19 protein-coding genes are annotated in these 20,702 nt (G+C 64.3%); 9 read left to right on the top strand and 10 right to left on the bottom strand.

Annotation, left to right across the window (positions count from 1 at the left end; genetic code table 11):
• Positions 1-7 precede the first annotated feature (7 nt).
• Positions 8-853: a calcium-binding protein gene (locus tag L1069_RS14680; protein ID WP_237456162.1), complete on the bottom strand. Its 846-nt coding sequence runs from the start codon at positions 851-853 to the stop codon at positions 8-10.
• 136 nt (positions 854-989) lie between these two features.
• Here L1069_RS14680 and L1069_RS14675 point away from each other — a divergent pair, with 136 nt between their 5' ends.
• The gene (locus tag L1069_RS14675; protein ID WP_237456161.1) at positions 990-1,412 is read left to right on the top strand and encodes a group III truncated hemoglobin; all 423 of its coding nucleotides are present in this window, start codon (positions 990-992) and stop codon (positions 1,410-1,412) included.
• 104 nt (positions 1,413-1,516) lie between these two features.
• On the opposite strand, the gene L1069_RS14670 is transcribed toward L1069_RS14675, so the two are convergent.
• Genes L1069_RS14670 through L1069_RS14660 form a run of 3 tightly spaced genes read right to left on the bottom strand, consistent with a single transcriptional unit; the run spans position 1,517 to position 4,370 of the window.
• Positions 1,517-2,506, bottom strand: coding sequence for a YcjF family protein (locus L1069_RS14670; RefSeq protein WP_237456160.1), 990 nt, complete (start codon positions 2,504-2,506; stop codon positions 1,517-1,519).
• Complete coding sequence (locus tag L1069_RS14665) at positions 2,503-2,958, bottom strand: GNAT family N-acetyltransferase (RefSeq protein ID WP_211038029.1); 456 nt, start codon at positions 2,956-2,958, stop codon at positions 2,503-2,505. The genes L1069_RS14670 and L1069_RS14665 overlap by 4 nt, the downstream gene beginning before the upstream one ends.
• Entirely contained in the window at positions 2,955-4,370 is a 1,416-nt protein-coding gene (locus tag L1069_RS14660; RefSeq protein ID WP_237456159.1) for a YcjX family protein, read from the bottom strand. The genes L1069_RS14665 and L1069_RS14660 overlap by 4 nt, the downstream gene beginning before the upstream one ends.
• Positions 4,371-4,482: 112 nt before the next feature.
• Here L1069_RS14660 and truA point away from each other — a divergent pair, with 112 nt between their 5' ends.
• The 3 genes from truA (at position 4,483) to L1069_RS14645 (ending at position 7,218) form a co-directional block, all read left to right on the top strand.
• Positions 4,483-5,250, top strand: a complete 768-nt coding sequence (truA, locus tag L1069_RS14655) for a tRNA pseudouridine(38-40) synthase TruA (RefSeq protein WP_237456158.1) — start codon at positions 4,483-4,485, stop codon at positions 5,248-5,250.
• Between the two features lie 192 nt (positions 5,251-5,442).
• Positions 5,443-6,183: an NYN domain-containing protein gene (locus tag L1069_RS14650; protein ID WP_129371783.1), complete on the top strand. Its 741-nt coding sequence runs from the start codon at positions 5,443-5,445 to the stop codon at positions 6,181-6,183.
• A 99-nt stretch (positions 6,184-6,282) separates the two neighbouring features.
• Positions 6,283-7,218: a glyoxylate/hydroxypyruvate reductase A gene (locus tag L1069_RS14645; protein WP_237456157.1), complete on the top strand. Its 936-nt coding sequence runs from the start codon at positions 6,283-6,285 to the stop codon at positions 7,216-7,218.
• 124 nt (positions 7,219-7,342) lie between these two features.
• On the opposite strand, the gene L1069_RS14640 is transcribed toward L1069_RS14645, so the two are convergent.
• The 3 genes from L1069_RS14640 to L1069_RS14630 all read right to left on the bottom strand — a co-directional run bounded on the left by L1069_RS14640 (position 7,343) and on the right by L1069_RS14630 (position 10,231).
• Positions 7,343-8,059, bottom strand: coding sequence for a flavodoxin family protein (locus L1069_RS14640; protein WP_129371785.1), 717 nt, complete (start codon positions 8,057-8,059; stop codon positions 7,343-7,345).
• A gap of 134 nt (positions 8,060-8,193) precedes the next feature.
• On the bottom strand, positions 8,194-8,553 hold the full coding sequence (gene gcvH, locus L1069_RS14635; RefSeq protein WP_134831259.1) for a glycine cleavage system protein GcvH: 360 nt from the start codon (positions 8,551-8,553) through the stop codon (positions 8,194-8,196).
• Between the two features lie 229 nt (positions 8,554-8,782).
• Positions 8,783-10,231 (bottom strand): glutamine synthetase family protein, encoded by a 1,449-nt coding sequence (locus L1069_RS14630; protein ID WP_237456156.1) that lies wholly within the window; start codon positions 10,229-10,231, stop codon positions 8,783-8,785.
• A gap of 212 nt (positions 10,232-10,443) precedes the next feature.
• On the opposite strand from L1069_RS14630, the gene L1069_RS14625 reads away from it, so the two are divergent.
• The 3 genes from L1069_RS14625 (at position 10,444) to L1069_RS14615 (ending at position 12,723) form a co-directional block, all read left to right on the top strand.
• Positions 10,444-11,220, top strand: coding sequence for an IclR family transcriptional regulator C-terminal domain-containing protein (locus L1069_RS14625; protein ID WP_237456155.1), 777 nt, complete (start codon positions 10,444-10,446; stop codon positions 11,218-11,220).
• A gap of 83 nt (positions 11,221-11,303) precedes the next feature.
• Positions 11,304-11,618, top strand: coding sequence for a hypothetical protein (locus L1069_RS14620; RefSeq protein ID WP_237456154.1), 315 nt, complete (start codon positions 11,304-11,306; stop codon positions 11,616-11,618).
• A gap of 121 nt (positions 11,619-11,739) precedes the next feature.
• Positions 11,740-12,723, top strand: coding sequence for a glyceraldehyde 3-phosphate dehydrogenase NAD-binding domain-containing protein (locus tag L1069_RS14615; RefSeq protein ID WP_237456153.1), 984 nt, complete (start codon positions 11,740-11,742; stop codon positions 12,721-12,723).
• Between the two features lie 52 nt (positions 12,724-12,775).
• Here L1069_RS14615 and L1069_RS14610 read toward each other — a convergent pair whose 3' ends face one another.
• Positions 12,776-13,384, bottom strand: a complete 609-nt coding sequence (locus L1069_RS14610) for a hypothetical protein (protein WP_237456152.1) — start codon at positions 13,382-13,384, stop codon at positions 12,776-12,778.
• Between the two features lie 64 nt (positions 13,385-13,448).
• Positions 13,449-13,715, bottom strand: coding sequence for a hypothetical protein (locus L1069_RS14605; protein ID WP_237456151.1), 267 nt, complete (start codon positions 13,713-13,715; stop codon positions 13,449-13,451).
• A gap of 562 nt (positions 13,716-14,277) precedes the next feature.
• Between L1069_RS14605 and L1069_RS14600 the strand changes: the two genes are divergently transcribed.
• Entirely contained in the window at positions 14,278-16,080 is a 1,803-nt protein-coding gene (locus L1069_RS14600; protein WP_237456150.1) for a BamA/TamA family outer membrane protein, read from the top strand.
• On the top strand, positions 16,077-19,703 hold the full coding sequence (locus tag L1069_RS14595; protein ID WP_237456149.1) for a translocation/assembly module TamB domain-containing protein: 3,627 nt from the start codon (positions 16,077-16,079) through the stop codon (positions 19,701-19,703). Before L1069_RS14600 ends, L1069_RS14595 begins: the two co-directional genes overlap by 4 nt.
• Here the strand turns inward: L1069_RS14595 and L1069_RS14590 are convergent.
• On the bottom strand, positions 19,687-20,649 hold the full coding sequence (locus L1069_RS14590; RefSeq protein ID WP_237456148.1) for a glucokinase: 963 nt from the start codon (positions 20,647-20,649) through the stop codon (positions 19,687-19,689). The two genes, L1069_RS14595 and L1069_RS14590, sit on opposite strands and share 17 nt — an antisense overlap.
• Positions 20,650-20,702: the final 53 nt, after the last annotated feature.

The following is a 20,702-nucleotide window of genomic DNA, read 5'->3' as shown; positions in this document are numbered from 1 at the left end:
CGATGCCTTAGCCGCCTTCCAGCCAATCCTTATCTTCGTTGCCTCTCAGCGAGTCATCGCCATCGCCGCCTATCAGCGTGTCATTGTCATAGCCGCCCAAAAGTGTGTCATTGTCGGCACCTCCGTCGAGCGAGTCGTTGAAACCAGTGCCGGTGACCGTCGTGTTGCCGCTGCCCGAAACGGTGAGCCGGCCATCAACCACGTCATCACCATTTTTGAACGTCACACCAGCAAACGAATAGTCCCCGCCGCCCTGCAGGAAAACCTCATTGTCGGCAGTATCGATAACCCCAACGCTCTTGAAACTAAAACCAGTGCCAAGGCGGATGTCGGAACCTCTTCTCTCCAGTAACAGCACATCCGACCCGCTACCGCCTTCGACTGAGTCATTTAACCAATTTCCACCTTCATCGTCGGAATACAGGGCAATGGTGTCGTTCCCAGCTCCACCGTCCAACGTATCGATGCCTTGGCCGCCTTCCAGCCAGTCCTTATCTTCGTTGCCTTTCAGCGAGTCATCGCCATCGCCGCCTATCAGCGTGTCATTGTCATAGCCGCCCAAAAGTGTGTCATTGCCGGCACCTCCGTCGAGCGAGTCATCGTCATTGCCGCCCTCCAGCAAATCATTGCCACTGCCGCCGTTCAGAACATCATCGCCATAGTGGCCGTCAAGCGTGTCGTTCCCGCCGCCACCGCTAAGCGTGTCATGCCCGTTGCCACCTTCCAGTGAATCGTTGCCGCCAGCGCCATCGAGCACATCATCGCCTGCGAGACCAATCAACGTATCATCGTCAGAAGTGCCGTTCAGGGTGTCTGCACCGCGGGTTCCTTGAAGATAGATTCCAAGAGTCATAGTTCAACCTTCATCAGTACTGCCACGCCTTATCTCAATTAAAAGGCTAACAAGTCGTTAAACCTTCATTACTGGCCAGGAATTTGCAGCCAGTTCCATAATCCGGTATCAGCGCGGCCAGCCAAAGGAGCCCGAAATGACCGACGCAGATACCGCAAACCCGCTGGCGCGGTTCGATATCGGCCCAGAAGAGATCTCGCTCGTGGTGGCCGTCTTCTACACCCGCGTGCGGACCCATGAGGTGCTGGGGCCGGTGTTTGCCGCGCATGTCACCGATTGGCCGGAGCATGAAGAGAAGATCGCCGGCTTCTGGCGCAATGCGATTCTGCGGCAGCGGAGCTACAGCGGCAATCCAATGCGGGTGCATGTCTCACGGCCGGACGTGAAAGCAGAGCATTTCCCGCTGTGGCTGGGCCTGTTCCACGAGGTGCTGCGGGCCGAATTGCCGGAGCGCACTGCGCTGCAATGGGGTGCCCTGGCCGACCGGATCGGCGAAGGTTTCCGCACCGGCATCGTGGCGATGCGCCAGCCCGCAGACCAGCCGCCGAAGCTGTTCTGAGCACCGCCAGCGGGGCGCTCCCGTGCCTGCCGGTGTTCTGGCCTTGCCAGAACACCTCAGCAGCTTTGGGCATGGCTCATGCTGCGCATGAGCCTGTAAGCGCGCTACTTATCCTTGGAAAACAGACCGGTCAGCGCCCGCTGAATCACCTTGCGCGTCCCAGGTCTGTGCTGCGCTGAAAACGGCATCGGGCGGCAGACCTCCATTGCAGCTATGCCGACCCGCGCTGACAACGCGCCATTGACCAGCCCCTCGCCGAAGCGGCGGGAGAGTTTCGACAGCACCGATCCGCCCAGCACCGGCTCCAAGAGGTCATCACCCGCAGCCACCGCGCCGGTGGCAGCCAGATGCGCCAGCACCGCGCGGGTCAGCCGCCAGGAGCTGAAGAAGCCGGGCCGGCCGCCATAGATCCCCGCCACCCGGCGGATCATCCGCAGTGAAGAGACCAGCGCCGTCAGAATGTCCGCCAGCGCCATCGGCACCAGCGCGGTCACCGTGGCGACCTGCCGGGCGGCAGCCTCCACCTCGCGCAGGGCCAGCGCGTCCAGCGGCACCAGCAGCTCTTCCTCGGCCAGCACCAGAAGGGCATCGGCGTCCATGACTTCTGCCTTGCGCTCAGCCAGCCGCGCCTGATGCCAGCCGAGATCCTCGCGGGCCTTGTAGAAGTTTTCCAGCCGGGCCGTGAAGGCGCGGGCCGCAGCCAGGTCTGCGGCCTCCTCTGCCTGATGCCGCAAGGCATCGACGCGCCGCAGCCGGGACAGCGCCGCCAATTCACGCAGCGCCATCGCAAGGGCCAGCAGCAGCAGAACCCCCAGCCCGGCACTTACTGCCCAGCCCAGCAGCGGAACCCGTGCAATCAGCCCGGCCGCAAAATCCCAGGCCGCGACCGAGGCGATGGCGCCAATGACCGCAACCAGCAGCGCCCAGAACCAGCGGGCCAGCCGCGACGGGCGGCGGGCGGCAATCCGGGCCGCCTGCTCCATCGCTGACGGCTGGGGTGCGGCGGGTTGCGGCTCGGGCACCGGCGGCGCCTCAGTTACGGAAGGTGCATCCGTCTCGTCCTCGAGGTCAAACAGAACCGGCTTCTTGCTCATGCCGCCGCCTCCAGGCTGCTGCGCCATTCATAGGCGATGTCGGGCAAGCCTTCCTCGTTGTCTGTGCCGTCACCGCGGCCTGTCTCGGCAAAACCCTCGCGCCGGTAGAACCGCTGCGCCATTTCATTGGCTGCGAAGGTCCGCAGCGTCAGCCGCGGTACGGCGGCCTTGGCAGCGTCCAGCAGTGCCTTGCCCGCCCCCCGCCCGCAGGCGCCGGGCGCCAGATAGAGCGCGCAGACCTCCGCGCCGTCACGGGCCAGAAAACCCTGCACGCGGCCATCCCGCACGGCCACCGTGACCCAGCCGCGGTCAATCATGACGCCGCAAAAGGCGATCGCCTCGGCCCAGGTATAGAGTTCAGGCATCCATTCCGTGCCCTGCTGGAAGCGGTAGAGGATCCCGCCTGCGGTTCCGGCATCCAGAGGGTTTGCAGGGCGCAGGGAGAGTGTCACAGGGTGTCTCCGATCAGAAATTCAGCGGCGCGGTCCAGCCGGATATGCGGCGGGCCGCTGCCGTGCTTCAGGGTAAGCGGTGCAGGCGCAAATCCCATCGCCTGATAGTCGCCTTCCAGCCATTTCTCAGCCCCTTGCCGCGCCGGGGTGAGCAGCTGCGCGGGATCTTCGGGCAAGGCTCCAGGATAGAATGCCGCCTGTTTGCCGCTGTCCAGCAGAGTGCCGCGGACGCAGGGCAGATCAGTTCCGTTGTGGGCGCGCATCTCTTCGGTTGTGGTGCGCAAGGAAGCCAGCGCCAGAGCCGCGGTTTCAGCGCCTGCAAAACGGGCGCGGTCCTGCGCCTCGCGGGTCAGCGCCTCGATGATGGCGGTCATTTGCGGGTGCTGGGCGTGGTGCAGGTGGTCGGCTTTGGTGGCGGCAAACAGGATCTTCTCGACCCGTTTGCCGCCCAGAAGCCGGGTCAGAAAGTGATTGCGGCCCGGTTTGAACGTGCTGAGGATGTCCGCCATCGCCAGGCGCAGATCCTCTACCGCCTGCGGACCGGAATGGATCGCCGAGAGTGCATCCACCAGCACCACCTGCCGGTCGATGCGGGCAAAGTGGTCGCGGAAGAAGGGTTTGACGACCTTGGCTTTATAGGCCTCATACCGCCGCTCCATCTCGCGCCAGAGGCAGCCGCGCGGCGGGCTGGCCTCAGGCGGCAGCGGCGCGAAGGTCAGTACGGGCGAGCCCTCCAGATCGCCGGGCAACAGGAAGCGGCCCGGCGTGCAGTCATAGAACCCGGCGGCGCGGGCGGCGGCCAGATACTGCGTGAAGGCGGCAGCAAGCGCCTGGGCTTGCGGTTCGTCATGTGTTCCCGCAGGGGCAGCCTTGGATTTCTCCGCCAGAAACCCCTGTGCCTGCCGGCGGCTGGCAAGACGGGAGAGCACATCCGCGGACCATTCGCTGTAGGACTTGTCCAGCAGTGCCAGATCCAGCAGCCATTCACCGGGGTAGTCGACAATATCCAAATGCAGCGTGCGCGGCCCCTGAAATCCGGCCAGCAGGCCGGCGGGCCGCACCTTCAGACTGAGACGCAGTTCAGACACCGCCCTTGTGCTGTCCGGCCAATGGGGTGACGGCCCGGTCAGGGCTGCCAGGTGGTTTTCATAGTCAAACCGCGGCACGGTGTCGTCAGGCTGGGGCTGCAGAAATGCGGCCTCAATCCGTCCCTCACGCGCGGCGCCCAGTTGCAGCATCCGGCCCCGGTCCATCAGGTTGGCCACCAGCGAGGTGATGAACACGGTCTTGCCGGAGCGTGCGAGGCCGGTGACGCCCAGCCGCAAGGGCCGGTCGAACAGCGCCGCCGAAACACCGCTGGCGGCACGTTCCACACTGCTCATCACCCCATCAGCGAGGGAAGTTATCACCAAGGCCCTGATCCTGCTCTGTTCTTGCTGCTGACAAGATAGGCAGCATGGTGCTGAGATACCAGAGCGCACACGGGGCTTGCCCCGGCCCGGCCCTGTTGCTAGGTGCCCGTCCATGCCGCGTTTTGCTTTGAAAGTCGAATATCACGGGAAGCCTTTTGCCGGCTGGCAAAGGCAGAAGGACCAGCCCTCGGTGCAGGGCGCGATCGAGGCTGCGCTGGCGCGGCTGGAGCCGGGGGAGCATACGATTGCTGCCGCCGGGCGCACCGACACCGGCGTGCATGGGCTGGGACAGGTGGCGCATTGCGACCTGGCCAAGGACTGGGACCCTTTCCGGCTGTCGGAGGCGCTGAATTACCATCTGAAACCCGATCCTGTCGCAATTGTGGACTGCGCCCGGGTGGACGGCGACTGGCACGCGCGGTTCTCGGCCATTGAACGGCAGTATCTGTTCCGCATTCTGATCCGCCGCGCGCCGGCCACCCATGAGGCAGGCCAGGTCTGGCAGCTGAGCCATGATCTGGACGCCGACGCCATGCAGAAAGCCGCCGGCCATCTGATCGGCAACCATGATTTCACCACCTTCCGGTCTTCGATCTGCCAGGCGGCAAGCCCGGTCAAGACGCTGGATGAGCTGACGGTGGAACGTGTACAGGGCTTTTCCGGGCCGGAGATCCATTTCCACGTCCGCGCCCGCAGCTTCCTGCACAACCAGGTCCGCAGCTTTGTCGGCACGCTGGAACGGGTCGGCGCAGGGGCCTGGGAGCCGGAGGATGTAAAGACCGCGCTGGAGGCCTGCGACCGCGCCGCTTGCGGACCGGTTTGCCCCGGACACGGCCTCTATCTGGCGCGGGTGGGATACCCGGAAGACCCCTTTGCCTGAAACGCCGCCGGGGACGGGCAACTCTTGCGCACCCCGGGCATTGACTGAACCCGCTGAAAGCAGCAGCCACAGCCGCAGCCCGCTTGCATAACCGCGGGCACACCGCATAATCAGCGCAACCTCCCCATCAGGGCCTTTCGGCAGCTCAATCGCTGGCGGTCTGCCCGCAAAACACACAGGCAGACATCCGCAATGGCAAACCCAACCAAACCGCCGCTTCTGGCCGTCCTGATCGACGCCGACAATATTTCGGCCAAATTCGCCGAGGCGATGTTCGAGGAAATCGCCTCCTTCGGCGAGGCCAGCATCCGCCGCATCTATGGCGATTTTGCGGGCGGCAGCCCGCAGGGGTGGAACAAGGAAAAACTGGCAGCCCTGGCGATTGTGCCGCATCAGCAATTTGCCAATACCACCGGCAAGAACGCCTCGGACATTGCCTTGGTGATCGACGCGATGGATATTTTGCACTCGGGCCGGTTCGACGGGTTTGTGCTGATCTCATCCGACAGCGATTTCACCCGGCTGGCCAGCCGCATCCGCGAACAAGGCGTGGATGTCTTCGGCATGGGCATGCGCAAGACACCGGCGGCCTTTGTGCAGGCCTGCAAGCGGTTCATCTATGTGGAAAACCTGCTGGAAGAGCCGGGCAAACCGAAGCCTAAGCCCAAGAAAGAAGACGGCGCCGGCAACGGCAATGCTCCGTCGGAACTGGCGGATCCAACCAAGCTGGTGGTCCGGGCGATGGATGCGATCGACCAGGATGACGAATGGTTCACGCTGGGCCAGATTGGCCAGTACATCACCGCAGCCGCGCCGGATTTCGACACCCGAAGCTATGGCAAACGCAAGCTGAGCGACCTGATTGCCTCGCTGAAACTGTTTGAGACCAAACGCGGCGACGGCAACCAGATCCTGGTGCGGCGGCTGGACTGAAGCCCCCGCCAAGGTCAGCCCAAACGCGAAATCCGGCTTTCCCTTGGCCCTGAACCGTGGCTTAGTCCGGCAAAAGGGACGCGGACAGGGAGAACGCGCATGGCATTGCTGATCAGCATCGGCCACGACGGCTGGTACACCGGGGAACAGCTGGCAGATGAGCTTCGCTCGGTTGCCCCCGGGACCGACATCCGGCCTATCTCTGACCCCGGCAATCTGGAAGACATCACCATGCTGGCGGTGTCCGCACTGAAGGGCGATCTGGCCGCGCAGCTGCCGAACCTGCAGCTGGTGCAAAAGCTGGGCGCCGGGGTGGACAGCATCGTGGCGCACCCCAGCGTCGCACCGCATGTGCGTGTGACCCGCCTGAAACCGCAAGAGCCGGCGTATGAGATTGCAGATTACTGCCTGGCTTATGTGCTGCGCGGCCAGCGCAACATGTCCGCCCACGCAGCCTCCCAATCCCGCAGCGCCTGGGAGCCACGGGCGCCGGGGCGCCCGGCGGAAACCACCATAGGCGTGCTGGGGCTTGGCCATATCGGCGGCATGACCGCGCGGCTGATGCGGGACATGCGGTTCCGGGTGCTGGGCTGGAGCCGCTCCCCCAAGGAGATCGACGGGGTGGACTGCCGCCATGGCGCAGAGGCGCTGCCGCAGATGCTGGGGATATGCGACTATGTCTGCTCAATCCTGCCGTCCACACCGGCCACCCGCGGGCTGATGGATGCGGAAATGCTGGCAGCAATGAAACCGGGCGCGACGCTGATCAACGCAGGCCGCGGCGATCTGGTCGATGAACCTGCCTTGCTGGCAGCACTGGACAAAGGCACGCCGGGCCATGCGGTGCTGGATGTGGTCAGCAAGGAACCGTTGCCCGCAGACAGCCCGCTGTGGACGTATCCGCAGGTGACGATCACCCCGCATGTGTCGGGCTGGCATCTGGGCGATGCGCTGCGCGATGTGGTGGAGAACTACCGGCGGCTGGAAGCCGGGAAAGATCTGCTGCACGAGGTGGACCGGCAGCGGGGCTACTGATCCGGCCTGCAGCCGCCCGCCCCCTGCTTTATTCGGACCTCGAATACTCCCGCCCGGGCCACCGCCTTATTTCCGGCAGGGAACAAGGCGGCCAACTGCGCCAGCCGCAAACGTAGCGGGCCGGCTAGGAGCGGTAGTCCGGGTTTTCATAGTCGAACCGGCAGCCGGCAGACCAGGCATTTCGGTCGTTGCCCTCATTCGGATAGCCGCCGGCATCGCGCAGCATCGCCGCCAGATGCATCAGGTTCCAAGTCATGATCGTAGTGTTGCGCTGGGTGAACTCGTTTTCAAAGCCGGCGGGCTTGCCCTCCACCTCGTCGCCATAAGACGGTCCCGGCCCGGCCTCGCCGATCCAGCCGCAGTCGGCCTGGGGCGGGATGGTAAAGCCCAAGTGACTGAGCGCATAACACAGCGTCATCGCGGTATGCTTGATGCCGTCCTCGTTGCCGGTGATGACGGTGCCGCCGGTTTTGCCGTAGAAAATCGACTGCCCTTTATCGTTCAGCTCGCCGCTCATACCGTAAAGGCGTTCAATGAGAATGCGGCAGACCGAACTTTCCTCGCCCAGCCAGATCGGGGTGCCGACCACCAGGATCTGTGCTGCCAGTACCTTCTGCCACAGCTCCGGCCAATCGTCTTGCGGCCAGCCATGCTCTGTCATGTCCGGATAGACGCCGGGCGGCACAATGTGGTCCAGGATATGCAGATGCTCCACCTCCACGCCGTTCTTTTCCATAATGGAGGATGACGCCTCCATCAGCAGGCGGGTGTGGCTTTTGCTGCCGTCTTTCTTGAGGGAGGTGTTGATGAAAAGGGCTTTGAGGCCCGGAAAACCGGTCATAGCGCGTCTCCCGTCTGGATTGCAGGTATGGACCGGATGATAGGACATCGCCTGCGGCTGCACAGGCGCGCTGGCGGGATCGTGATGCCAGACGGAAACCGCCCGCCAGTTGGAAAACACGGCGGGCGGGAAAATCAGCCGATAAACTTCTTATAGCCGGCTTCATCCATGTAGTCGTCCATCGGCGACAGATCCGATGGCTTCAGCTTGAAGAACCAGGCGCCGCCTTCGGGGTCTTCGTTCACCTTGCCGGGATCATCGGTCAGCGCCTCGTTCACCTCGACCACTTCACCGTCCAGCGGCGACAGGATGTCGGAGGCGGCTTTGACCGATTCAATCACCACGATTTCTTCATCCTTGGAAACCTCGGTGCCCACTTCCGGCAGTTCCACAAAGACCACTTCGCCCAGCTGTTCGGCGGCATGGGCGGTGATGCCAACGGTGATCAGATCGTCTTCGGGCAGCAGCCACTCGTGTTCTTCGGTGTATTTCATCATCGTGTATTCCCTTGGAAGAGGCTTGGGTTTTCAGTGCAGGTTGGTATTCAGTGCAGGTTATGCCGCCGTAACGGATACCGCGGGAAGAAGAAAGCCGGTCCTGCCGGGCCCTGCATGCGCGGGTATACGCTACCAACGGTGCCGGTCTCCGATCAAGATGGCAAATCATGGGATTCTTGCGTTTTTATGGGCACAGGCCCCCAATGCCCTGTGCGGCCCTGTGCGGTCAGAACAGATTGAAATACTCCGCCTGCTCCCATTCGCTGACAGTGTCCAGGTAACGTTCCCATTCGAACTGCTTGAGCTGCAGGAAATAGCTGACGGTCTCCTCCCCCAGCGCTGCACGGCACATCTGCGAGCCGCCGAAACCCTCCAGCGCCTGGCCCAGCGAACGCGGCAGGCGCTCGGCGTTTTCACTGTAGGGCGACACTGTGGGCCTGGACGCCTCCAGCCCTTCTTTGATGCCGGCCATGCCTGCGATGATCTGGGCGGCCAGCGCGTAATAGGGGTTGGCAGTGCTGTCCGGCGCGCGGTTTTCGATCCGGCTGGCGGTATCGCCCGGCTGCATCAGCGCCCGCAGCATGGCGCCGCGGTTGTCCTCGCCCCAGCCGATGCGGTTCGGGGCCAGCTGGAACGGCAGATAGCGTTTGTAGCTGTTCACCGTCGGCGCGATCAGCAGCGAGGTCTCAGGGGCGTATTTCAACAGGCCCGCCATCCAGGCACTGGCGTGCGGAGACAGCAGTCCGGCGGTTTCCGGCATGAACAGATTGCGCCCTGTGGCCGGGTCCAGCAGCGACTGATGCACGTGCCAGCCGTTGGCCATGGCACCCGCCAGCCGCGGTTTGGCCATGAAGCTGGCGTGCAACCCGTTGCGGGCGCAGACCTCCTTGACCATGGTGCGGAACATCACCATCGCGTCGGCCTGGGCCATGGCGCCATCCGGGGCAAAGGTGAATTCAACCTGGCTGGGACCCATTTCTATTTCCACCGAACGCACCACCAGGCCCAGTTTCTGGGCGTTGCGGCGCAACAGGTCCAGCACCGCCTCCGCTTCGCCATAGCGGGTTTCGCTCAGGTACTGATATCCTTGCGTCAGGTTGCGGGTTTGAACCGGTGCGCCGGGACGGGTGGCCTGTTCATGGGCCGATGCCTTGTCCGCCAGTTCGAAAATGTGGAATTCCACCTCCAAGCCAAAGATGGCCGCCATCCCCTGCACCTCCAGCGCATCGACTGCCCGCTGCAGCACGCCGCAGGACGCAAACGGGACCGGGCTGCCATCAGGATAGACCGGCGTGCAGAAAATCCAGGCGGAATGGCCAGACCAGGGCAGCGCGCGAAAGGTTTCGGGGCGCGGCACCAGCAGCACGTCGCCGGCACCCTGCATCGGGCCGGACAGGCCGGTGCCGCCGTCCCAGACCGGAAAGGCATTTCGGTGGGAGGTGTCTTTCAGCAGCAAGGTTGCCGGCATGTTGAGACCACGGTCAAAGACGCTGGCAAAGGCCTCGGCCATCATTGTCTTGCCGCGCAGGATCCCGTGCTGGTCGGGGAACAGCACCCGCACGGTTTCTATCCCGTCGAACTGCGCGCGGGAGGTGATCTCGGCTGCTTTGCGGCAATCTTCGGGCGACAGCAGCCCCAGGCGGGCCAGTTTTCCGGATGTGAAATCTTGTGCCATGGGCGGCCTCCTGGGTAGCGAGCTGTTTGAAATTGCACCGGAAATACCCCGGCGTCCAGTCCACGGCAGATTTTGACGCAACCCGGTGCGCAATCCGGATATTGCGGGGGTTTTGCGCCTTGACAGCATTCGCAGGGCGAACATTGTGTCGAACATTCGCACAAAGCCACTGCCCCGCGCGGTGCCATTCAAGATCAGGACAGCGATTTCAGATGACAGCAGTTGAACAGGACCGGAATATTTCGTCGAGCTTTGCCAAAGGGCTGGCAGTTCTGGCGGTGTTTGACGCGGCCTCCCCCAGCATGACCCTGGCCGAGATCGCCCGGCGCACCGGCCAGGACCGGGCCACTGCCCGGCGCGGGGCGCTGACGCTGGTGCAGGCAGGCTATCTGCGCCAGGACGGGCGGATGCTGTCATTGACCCCGCGGGTGCTGGCACTGGCGGGCGGTTTCCTGCAGGCCAATCAGTTCGGGCGCCGGGTGCAGCCGGTTCTGAACCGCCATGCGCGGCAAATGGAAATCGAAGTGACGCTGGCAATGCTGGATCAGGGCCGGGTGCTGCTGCTGGCGCAATCCACCGTCGAGCATGGCCATATCACCTATGGCTTCACCGCCGGTTCCCATATTCCGCTGGCCCATACCAGCCTCGGGCGGATGCTGCTGGCCGGGCTGCCGGAGACCGCGGCGGCCGCGGTGCTGGCCGCAACAGAAATCCCGCGCCATACCGAGGCCTCGCTCACCGATCCCGGCCGTATTCTGGACCGCGTGGATGAGGCTCGCACGCAGGGCTATTGCCTTACCAGCGGCGAATTCGAAGCCGGGATCACCGGTTACGCCGTGCCCGTCTCGCGGCCCGGGCAGACGCCGATTGTCGCCGGTTGTTCAGCGCCGCGCGGGTTGCAGCCGGAGGCGGATGCCGAACGGTTGTTGCGCGGATTGCAGCTCTGCGCCGCAGAGCTGCGCCAGGCCGAGGCCGTGGACCACCTGTAACCGCGCCTTGCGGGAAAGCCTGCTTTGCATTGCACGCCGCCCTTGCTAGGCTGAATCAAGATATTTCCGCAGGAGCAATTTTGATGATCAAACAGACTGCATTGGCAGCGGCCCTGTGCGCCGCGCTTGCCCCGGCTGCATCGGCCGCGGACGCCGAAGGCACCATGGTCACCGTTCTGGACCGCGATTGGGCGGTTTTCCCAGTCGCGGACACACCGGGCCGCTACAGCGCCACGCGGATGAATCTTGAGCATTTGCCGTTCCGCCCGCCTGCGGTGCTGACCGCCCGCCAGGCAGTGCAGGCCCTGCGCACCGCCACCGGTTGCAGCGTCAACATGGACACGATGGTGCGCAGCATCAACAGCACCTATTACGCCCACGTGATCTGCCGCAATTAGAGGTATGGCTGACGGCCCTGCAGTTTTGCGGCGTATTTCTGAAACATCCTCTTGGGAAATGTGATCATTTTCCGGGAGGCCATGGATTGAGCGGCCCCGGCGCGCCTGCCATAGATTGCGCATGAGACTTGCAATCAACGGATTCGGCCGCATCGGCCGCGCCATCCTGCGCCAGATTCTGACGACCCCGCGCGGAGACGGCATCGACGTGGTGCGGATCAACGATATCGCACCCTTGGATATGTGCGCCTATCTGTTCCAGTACGACAGCACCTTCGGCCCCTTTGCCCACCCAGTGGAGCATGGCGGCGGGGCGCTGCAGGTAATGGGGCGCTCAATCCCCGTCAGTCATGCGCCGGATCTGACATCGGTGGACCTCTCCGGCGTTGACCTGGTGCTGGAATGCACCGGCATCGCGCGGACGTCTGATGTGGCCGAGCGCGGCATCAAGGCAGGTGCGTCCAAGGTTCTGATCTCCGGCCCCTCCCCGGCGGCTGAGCTGACCGTGGTGCTGGGCGCCAACGAGGAGCAGCTGGGCGATGCGCGCATTGTCTCCAACGCCTCCTGCACCACCAATGGCCTCACTCCGCTGGTCAAGCTGCTGGACCGGATCGCCGGCATCGATACGGCACATATGACCACGATCCATTGCTATACAAACTCGCAGCCGATGGTGGACGCGCCGCGCGGCGATTTTGCCCGCTCGCGCGGCGGCGCGCAATCAATGGTGCCCACAACGACCTCGGCGACGCATCTGATCGACGAGGTGCTGCCACATCTGAAAGGCCGGGTCAGCGGTGCCGCAGTGCGGGTGCCGACGGCCAGCGTTTCCGCCGTGGATCTGGTGGCGCAGCTGAAGACCCCGATGAGCGAAGACGCGTTCACCGCCGCCCTGCGCGAAGGCGTGGCAGTATCCAAGGTGCTGGGCTGGACCGATATGCCGCTGGTATCCTCTGACCTGCGGGCGCGGCCTGAATCGCTGGTGATTGCCGGGCCGGAAACCCGCATGGCCGGCGAGCATCAGGCGCGGGTGTTCGGCTGGTATGACAATGAATGGGGCTTTTCAGCCCGGATGCTGGATGTGGCCAGGCTGATGGCGGGATAAGACCCGCCCTTGTCCGCAGACCGGTTTGCAGGCCCGCCATTGGCGGGCTTTGCTATTCCTGCGGTTTCCGCCCTGCTCCAGACAGCCGGATCCAACGGAAAATCAGCATCAGCGCAACCATGCAGACCGCAAGACCGATCAGATCGCCAGCCGCATAAACAGCCATGACCGGCAGCTGATCTCTGGGAAAGATCAGACCGGAGAACACCACCGATTGCCCCAGCGAATTGATGACAGAGGCCAGCGCCCCCACGGCCAGCAGCCCGGTCCAGGCGATCCGGCGCACTTGGCCGGCATAAAGATCCCAACCGAAGAGCCATGCGATTTCAAAACCCGCAAATGCGGCAAAGGCGCCGACAGCGATGGACTGCAACAGCACCGGCTCCATCAGTTGCTGAACATTGGCTGACGTGAACATCAGCTCGGACAGGAACGCGCCACAGGCGAGAGGCAAAACCGCTCTCCAGCCGAACAGCCAGACGCTAAGCACCCGCACCCCGTGCGGCAAGTAGATCAGGCTGGCAAAGACGGTAATCTCGGGCAGAAACATATTCTGCACCGGCGTGACGGCCCAGGCCGTCAGACCATGGCAAATGACATAAGCCGCGGTGATCACCGCAAAACTCTGAAAACCGGGCAGGAACTGCAATACGCGTATCATGCCGCCCGTTTAGACAGCGTGCAGAGAAGCTGCAATCGGATGTTGGGCGGCTGACAGGCTGCGGTCACCTTGCGGCGGGATCAAAGCAAACCACGTAATGCTTGGCCTTGCTGCCGCCCGCCCGCTCCAGCAATCCTAAGGCCAGCAGCGACTTCAGTGTCCTGTGAAAAGTCGCCTGGGCAATTTCCGTCACCAGCCGGTGGCTGCGGATTTGCTCGGACTGAACCGGGGCGCCTGGCACGCTGGTCAGCGCATGCGCGGCCAGCAGCACATCCCGTTCAACCCTGTTGAACCGGTCCAGACCGATGTCGCGTTCCATTTTATGGAGCATATCCCGAAGTTCAAAAATTGACTTTAACCGATCCACAATTGCACCTCCGGGGAACACAAGCTGCTGCTCCAGCACCATTTAATCTGCCAGTATAAGATGACACCACGCGAAAATTATCAATCCGACAATTATCTGGACAGTTCAATTCCGCGTGGTATCATTCCCGTCAGGCTGGGCTGCATTGTGAGTGGTGGCTGCGCCTGACGTTACTCGAAGTAGCTTTGTTAACCAGTGCCGGCTCCGGCAGTTTCAACTGCCGGAGCTGAACTGAATAGTACAGTTTCCTTACCGGTTGCCAATCACCTTTGCAGCCAATTTTACCGCGAACACGCCAAACCGGCAGGATTGCGCCCGCGGCCTTGCACTCCCCTTCCAGTGCCGCCGCCTGCCAGCTGCCGCCATGCGCGGCAATCCGCTGCCAGCCGGTAGCGACCGAACCCCGGCGGAAAGCTGCTGCTTTACCGGTTCCATCCTGCATTTTTCCCGTGTTAGGCTTTGACCCAGCCGCCTGCGGCCCTGCCGGGCTTAGAGGCCGATTTTCCGCCCGCCGCCGGGAGCAGACATGAATTTTCCTTTCCGCCCGCGACTATTGGCGAGCACCCTTGCTTTCAACCTGCTGACATTGCTGCCGCCTGCCGCCTTTGGCGCCGAGGCCACGCTGCAGGCGCCCGGTGCGGATGAAGCCCTGGCCGGACGGCTGCGCGGCGCCTCGTCTTCGGTGGCCGCCAGCGGCGAGACCAATGTGCAGGAACTGCTGGCGGCGGCCCTGTCGGATTACCGCACATTGGTGCAGGTGCTGTATGACGCGGGTCATTTTTCACCGGTGGTGAATATCCGCCTGGACGGGCGCGAGGCGGCGCGGATCCAGCCGCTGAACCCGCCAAAGAACGTCAGCAAGGTAGAAATCACCGTAAAGCCCGGCCCGCGGTTCGCTTTTGGCCGGGCCGAGCTGGCGCCGCTGCCGCAAACCAGCGACGTGGAGATCCCTGCAGGCTTTGCCCCTGGCCAGCCCGCCAGCACCGGCGCGATCCGCGACGCGGCGATTGCCGGCGTGCGGGCCTGGCGCCGCAACGGCCACGCCAAGGCAACAGTGGCGGATCAGAAGATCACCGCCAACCACGTGCAAGCCCGGCTTGATGCAGAACTCCGGCTGGCGCCGGGTCCGCAGCTTCAGTTCGGGCAGTTGCGGATCACTGGCGAAACCAACGTCCGCGAGGATGCCATCCGCCGGATCGCAGGGTTCCCGGAAGGCGGCGCGTTCCATCCTGATCTGGTCTCCAAATCCGCGACCCGGTTGCGCCGCACCGGCACGTTTTCCACCGTGGTCCTGCGCGAGGCCGAGCAGCCGAACCCGGACGGCACCTTGGATTTTACAGCCCGGGTCGAAGATCTGCCGCCGCGCCGCTTGACCTTCGGGGCCGAGATCAGCTCCTCCGACGGAATTGAACTGTCGGGCAGCTGGATGCACCGCAACCTGTTCGGTGCCGCAGAAAAGCTGCGGATCGAGGCGCGGCTCAGCGGTATCGGCAGCAGCAATGACATTGACGGCCGTATCGCCATTCGGCTGGACCGGCCCGCAGCACTGGGGCCGGATGACAGTATCTTCTATCTGGCCGAGGCCGAACGGCTGGACGAGGAACACTACAGCGCCACCCAGGTGCTGGGGGCCATCGGCGTGCGGCGGACGTTTTCGGACCAGTTCTATGCCGAGGCCGCCTTGGGCGTGACGTCCATCCTGGCTGAGGATGTCTTCGGCAAGCGGCGCTTCAAATATCTGGCAGGCCGGATCCGTGCGGAATACGACGGCCGCGACAGCCGGGTGAATCCGGCAAGCGGCTATTTCGTTCAGGGCGGCGCAACCCCTTTCATCGGCATTGACGGCAACGACTCCGGCCTGCAAATCAAAGCTGACGGGCGTGCCTATTACGGGCTGGGCGCCGATGACCGGATCGTGCTGGCCGGGCGGCTGCAGATGGGATCGGTGATCGGACCGTCCCTAAGCGGGACCGCCCCCACCCTGCTGTTCTTTTCCGGCGGCGCGGGGTCGGTGCGAGGGCATGAATTCCAGTCGCTGGGCGTGCCCGCCAATGGCGGCACCGCCGGCGGGCGCGGTTTTCTGGCGCTTTCGGGCGAAGTCCGGGGCAAGGTCACCGACAAGATCTCACTGGTCGGGTTTTACGACCTTGGTTTTGTCGATGCAGACAGTTTTGTCTCCGGCTCATCTGCGCGCCATGCCGGCGCGGGCTTTGGCCTGCGCTATGATGTGGCAGGCATCGGCCCGATCCGGCTTGACCTCGCCTATCCGGTGGACGGCGGGTCCGAGGACGGGCTGCAATTCTATATCGGGATCGGACAAGCGTTTTGAGACAGTTTCTTGGCCTTGCCCTGGCCCTTGGGCTGACGATTGCGCCCGCAGCGGCGCAGGACACCACGACGGAGGACGCCGGCGGGCTGCTGGTCGATTTCCTGGAGGATACGCTGTCCGGCGACAGCCGCTATATCAGCGTGACAGGTCTTGAGGGCGCGTTTTCCTCGCAGGCCAAGATCAAGCAGATCACGGTGGCGGATGAAGACGGCATCTGGCTGACCGTTGAGGGCGCCGAACTGGACTGGAACCGGCTGGCGCTGCTGCGCGGACGGTTCTCGGTCAATGAGCTGTCGGCTGAACGCATCGAAGTGGCGCGCGCGCCCAAGCCGCTGCCGCAGGACCCCGAACTGCCAGAGCCTGAGGCCACGCCGTTTGCCCTTCCGGAACTGCCGGTGGCAATTGAGCTGGGCCGGATCAAGGCAGCCCGGATCGAACTGGGCGAGGAATTGGCCGGTTCGGCGGCCAGCCTATCGGTCGAAGGCTCGCTGATGCTGGCGGACGGGGCACTGGATACTAAACTGGCAGCAACCCGGCTGGACAAACCCGGCGACCATTTCCGGCTGGAGGCGGGGTTTGCCAATGAAACGCGGCAAATCACCCTGGATCTGGCAGTGGAGGAAAGCGCGGGCGGTCTGATCTCGCGCAGCCTGGATCTGCCGGGCAGCCCCGAGTTGCAACTGACCGCCCAAGGCAGCGGCCCGGTCAGTGACTTCACCGCCGATATCCGGTTCAGCACCAATGGCGCGGAACGGCTGGCAGGCCAGGTGGTGCTGGCGGCTGTGCCTTTGCCCGCAGACGCCGCGCCGGACGCTCCGCGCGATATCGGCTTCTCTGCCGACCTGGGCGGCAATATCGACGTGCTGCTGCCGCCGGTGCACCGGCCGTTCTTTGGCCCCGGTCTGCGGCTTAATGTAAAGGGCACGCGCGCAGGCAGCGGCGCGGTGGCGCTGGACACGCTGGCCTTGCGCAGCAATGCGCTGCAGGTCACCGGCGCAGCAGCGCTGGATGCGGGCGGCAAGCTGGACACTGCAAATCTGAAAACCGCCATCACCCCGCCCCCAGGCCAGGCCGCCGTTGCCCTGCCCTTTGGCGGCGGGCAGACGACGCTGGCGGCGGCAGACCTGCAACTGAAAAAGACCGCCGGGGGCAACTGGACCCTGGACGGGGTGCTGGACCAGCTGAGCCACCCCGGCGCCCTGGTGGGCCGGGCCGAGATTTCCGGACGGGGCACGCTGGACCAAAGCACCGGCTTTGCACTGACGGGACGGCTGACTGCCGGCCTCAGCAGTTTGCAGCCGCGCGATCCGGCGCTGGCCAAGGCCACCGGCAATGAAATCCGCTTTGAAGGCACTCTCACCACCGAAGGCCCCGGCGCGCTGCAGATCACGGATATGGAACTGCGGGGCAGCGATTACCAAGCCGCGGGGGATGTGGGTTTTGACGGGTTGGAAGACGGCCTGAAAGTCAGCACCGACCTGACTGCGGACCTGGCTGATCTGGCCCGGTTCTCGGACCTGGCCGGGCACTCGCTGGGCGGCGCGGTACAGGCCGCGGTCAAAGGTTCCTTCACCCCTCTTTCGGGGGCGTTTGACACCGACCTTTCTGTGCAGGCGCAGGACCTGTCGGCAGGCATTGCCCAGGCGGATGAGCTGCTGAAGGGCACAACCACGCTGGCGCTGAAGGCGGCGCGGGATGAGAACGGCATTGCAATCGACCGCTTTGAGCTGGCAGGCAGCGCGCTGCTGGCCAGCGCCGCAGGCACGCTCAACAGCGATGCCGGACGGATGGAGATCACCGCCAAGCTGAACCGGCTGGAGGTGCTGCTGCCGCAAACGCCCGGCGCGCTGGAACTGGCGACCACCCTCACCCGCAATGGCGATACCCTGAATGGGGTGGCAGAACTGAAAGGACCGCACACCTCCAGCGCCAAACTGGATGGCTCGGTCACGCTGGAAGGCGATGCCGATTTCACCTTTGCCGCCGCCCTGAACGAGCTGGAGCGGTTTGTGCCGCAGCTGGCGGGCAAGCTGACCGCCCAAGGCACCGCCGCGCGCCGCAACGGGGAATGGCAGATTGCGGGCCAAGCGGCGGGTCCAGCCGCCATCACCGCGGATATCGAGGGCCGCTTTACCGAAAACAACGGCAGCACAGATCTGCGCTTTGATGCGGCGATCGGCCAGCTGCAGCGGCTGGTCCCTGATCTTCCCGGCCGCCTCGCCGCCAAGGGCACTGCGGCGCGGCGGGACGGCACCTGGACCATCGACAGCACCGCCAGCGGCCCCGCAGGCATCGACAGCCGCGTTGCCGGCAGCTGGAGCGAAGCCCAAGGCACCGCAGATGTGACCGCCAAGGGCACGCTGCGGCTGGAAGGACTGAACCCGTTCATCTCCCCCAACCTGATGCAGGGCCCTGCGAATTTCGACATGGCCTTGCGGGGCGTCCCGGCACTGGATGGCTTAAGCGGCACTATCTCGGTACCCGGCGCCTCGCTTGCCATCCCGTCGGCGACACAGCGGGTGGATGATATCAACGCCACCGTTTCCATCGCCCGCTCCAGCGCGCAGCTGCAGGTCTCGGCCCGCCCGCGCGACGGCGGCACGGTGCGGATCAGCGGCCCGGTCGGGCTGCAGCCGCCGTTCAACGGCAACCTGCAGGTTGCCATCGGCGATGTGGTGGTGACCGACCACCTGTCTTATGAAACCCTGCTGAACGGCAGCCTGGCGATGTCAGGTGCGATGGCGGGCAACAACCGGATCGAGGGACGGATCGATGTGGGCGAGACCAATATCAACCTGAACACCGCCGGCGGTTCGGTCTCAGCGGCACCGATCCCGCCAATCCGCCATGTCGGAACCCCGCGCGATGTGCGCCAGACCCTGGCCCGCGCCGGGCTGACCGGCAGCAGCGGCGGCGGTGGCGGCTCCGGCAGAACCGAACTGGACATTCTGATCAGCGCGCCCTCCAGGATCTTTGCCCGCGGCCGCGGGTTGCGCTCGGAATTGGGCGGCGAGATCCGCCTGCGCGGCACCACCGCACGGCTGTCGCCCTCCGGCCAGATCAGCCTGATCCGCGGCACCTTTGATATTCTGGGGCGGCGGCTGGAGCTGGATGAAGGCCGGATCACCCTGCTGGGGGATCTGAAACCCTATCTGGAGTTCAAATCCTCGGCGGCCACGGATCAAGGCACCGCAACGCTGGAAATCTCGGGCCGGGTCGATGCGCCCGAGATCAAAGTCACCTCGGACCCGCCCCGCCCCAGCGAGGAAGCCCTGGCGCTGCTGCTGTTCGGCGACAATATCCAGGACATCTCACCGCTGGCGCTGGCCCGTCTGGCGGGGTCAGCGCTGACCCTCAGCGGGCGTGGCGGCGGTGCGCAGAACAAGCTGCGCAATGCCACCGGTGCGGATGACGTCGATATCGGCGCCGATAATCTGGGGGCCGGGCAGCTGGGCCTCGGCGGCTATGTGGCGGAAAACGTCTATACCGATTTCAACGTCAACACCCGCGGCGACAGCGAGCTGAGCATCAACCTTGACATGACCGACAGCCTGACGGTGCAAGGCACGGTGGACAGCGAGGGCGAAACCGGATTTGGCCTGTTCTTCAAACGCGACTACTGACGTCTGCCCCGGCGGCGGCCAGCGCCACCCGCGCAGCCCCGCCGACACCTGCAGCATCATCCGTGATCAGCCACAACGGCGTCCCGGCACAGACAGTCCCCAGCTGGCCGCCCGGCGCCGTATAACTCTCCAGGAAACGCGACCGCGCGGGGGAGTTCAGCACACCGCGCGCGACACTTCCGGCAAAGAACAAACCCTGCGCCGGCAGGTAGGCCGCTGTCAGCTCGCGCGCCATCAGACCCAGCAAATGCGCCCATTCGCAGACCGTCCGTGCCTCGGGCGAGTCCGGGCTTGCGAGGCAAGCGGCCACGATCCCCTCGGCACTGCTGGCCGCCGAGCCGGTCAGGGCTTGGTGAAACCGCACCAGTCCAGCACCCGAGAACAGCATTTCGGTGCTGGCTGCGTTCTCCGGCTTTTGGTCCAGCACCCCCTGCAGGCGGCGGTGCACGGCTTGCGGCAGGCTGGTGCGGCCAAGTTCGGCTGCCAGCACCTCGCCGTTCAGCGCGGCTGAGACATTGAACCCGGTGCCGATGCCGGCAACCAATACCTGGCCGCCGCTATGCCGCCCCGGGTCAAGACAGGACAGCTGTCCCGGGATCAGCGCAGGCAAGGCATGGCACAGGGCTGCAAGATCGTTAATCACATTGGCCTTGGCACTTGCCGGCAGTTGCAATGCGGCGGCTATGCTGCCTGCATCGCCCTGCCAATTGCGGTTGCTGAGGTGAAACTGCCCTTCCCGGACCGGACCTGCCACGGCCAGGCAAGCCCCCTGCAGGGGCGGAAACCCCGGCTGCGCGCAATAGGCCTTCAGCACATCTTCCAAACTGGTGAAACTGCTATTGGCGAAGCTCTGCAATGCTGTGACCCCGATGCCAGGGGCCGCCAGGGCCAGCCGGGTCCGGCTGCCACCAACATCGCCAGCCAAAACGGTCAGCTCAGCCGCCATCTGCCGCGGTCCTTTTCTGATCACTTTCGTACGATCAAGACTGCAGCAATCCC

The sequence above is a fragment of the Leisingera sp. MMG026 genome, from assembly GCF_021654205.1.
Classification (GTDB): Bacteria; Pseudomonadota; Alphaproteobacteria; order Rhodobacterales; family Rhodobacteraceae; genus Leisingera.
The sequence above is the reverse complement of the archived record's forward strand: the minus strand, read 5'-3'. Positions and strand labels throughout refer to the sequence as shown.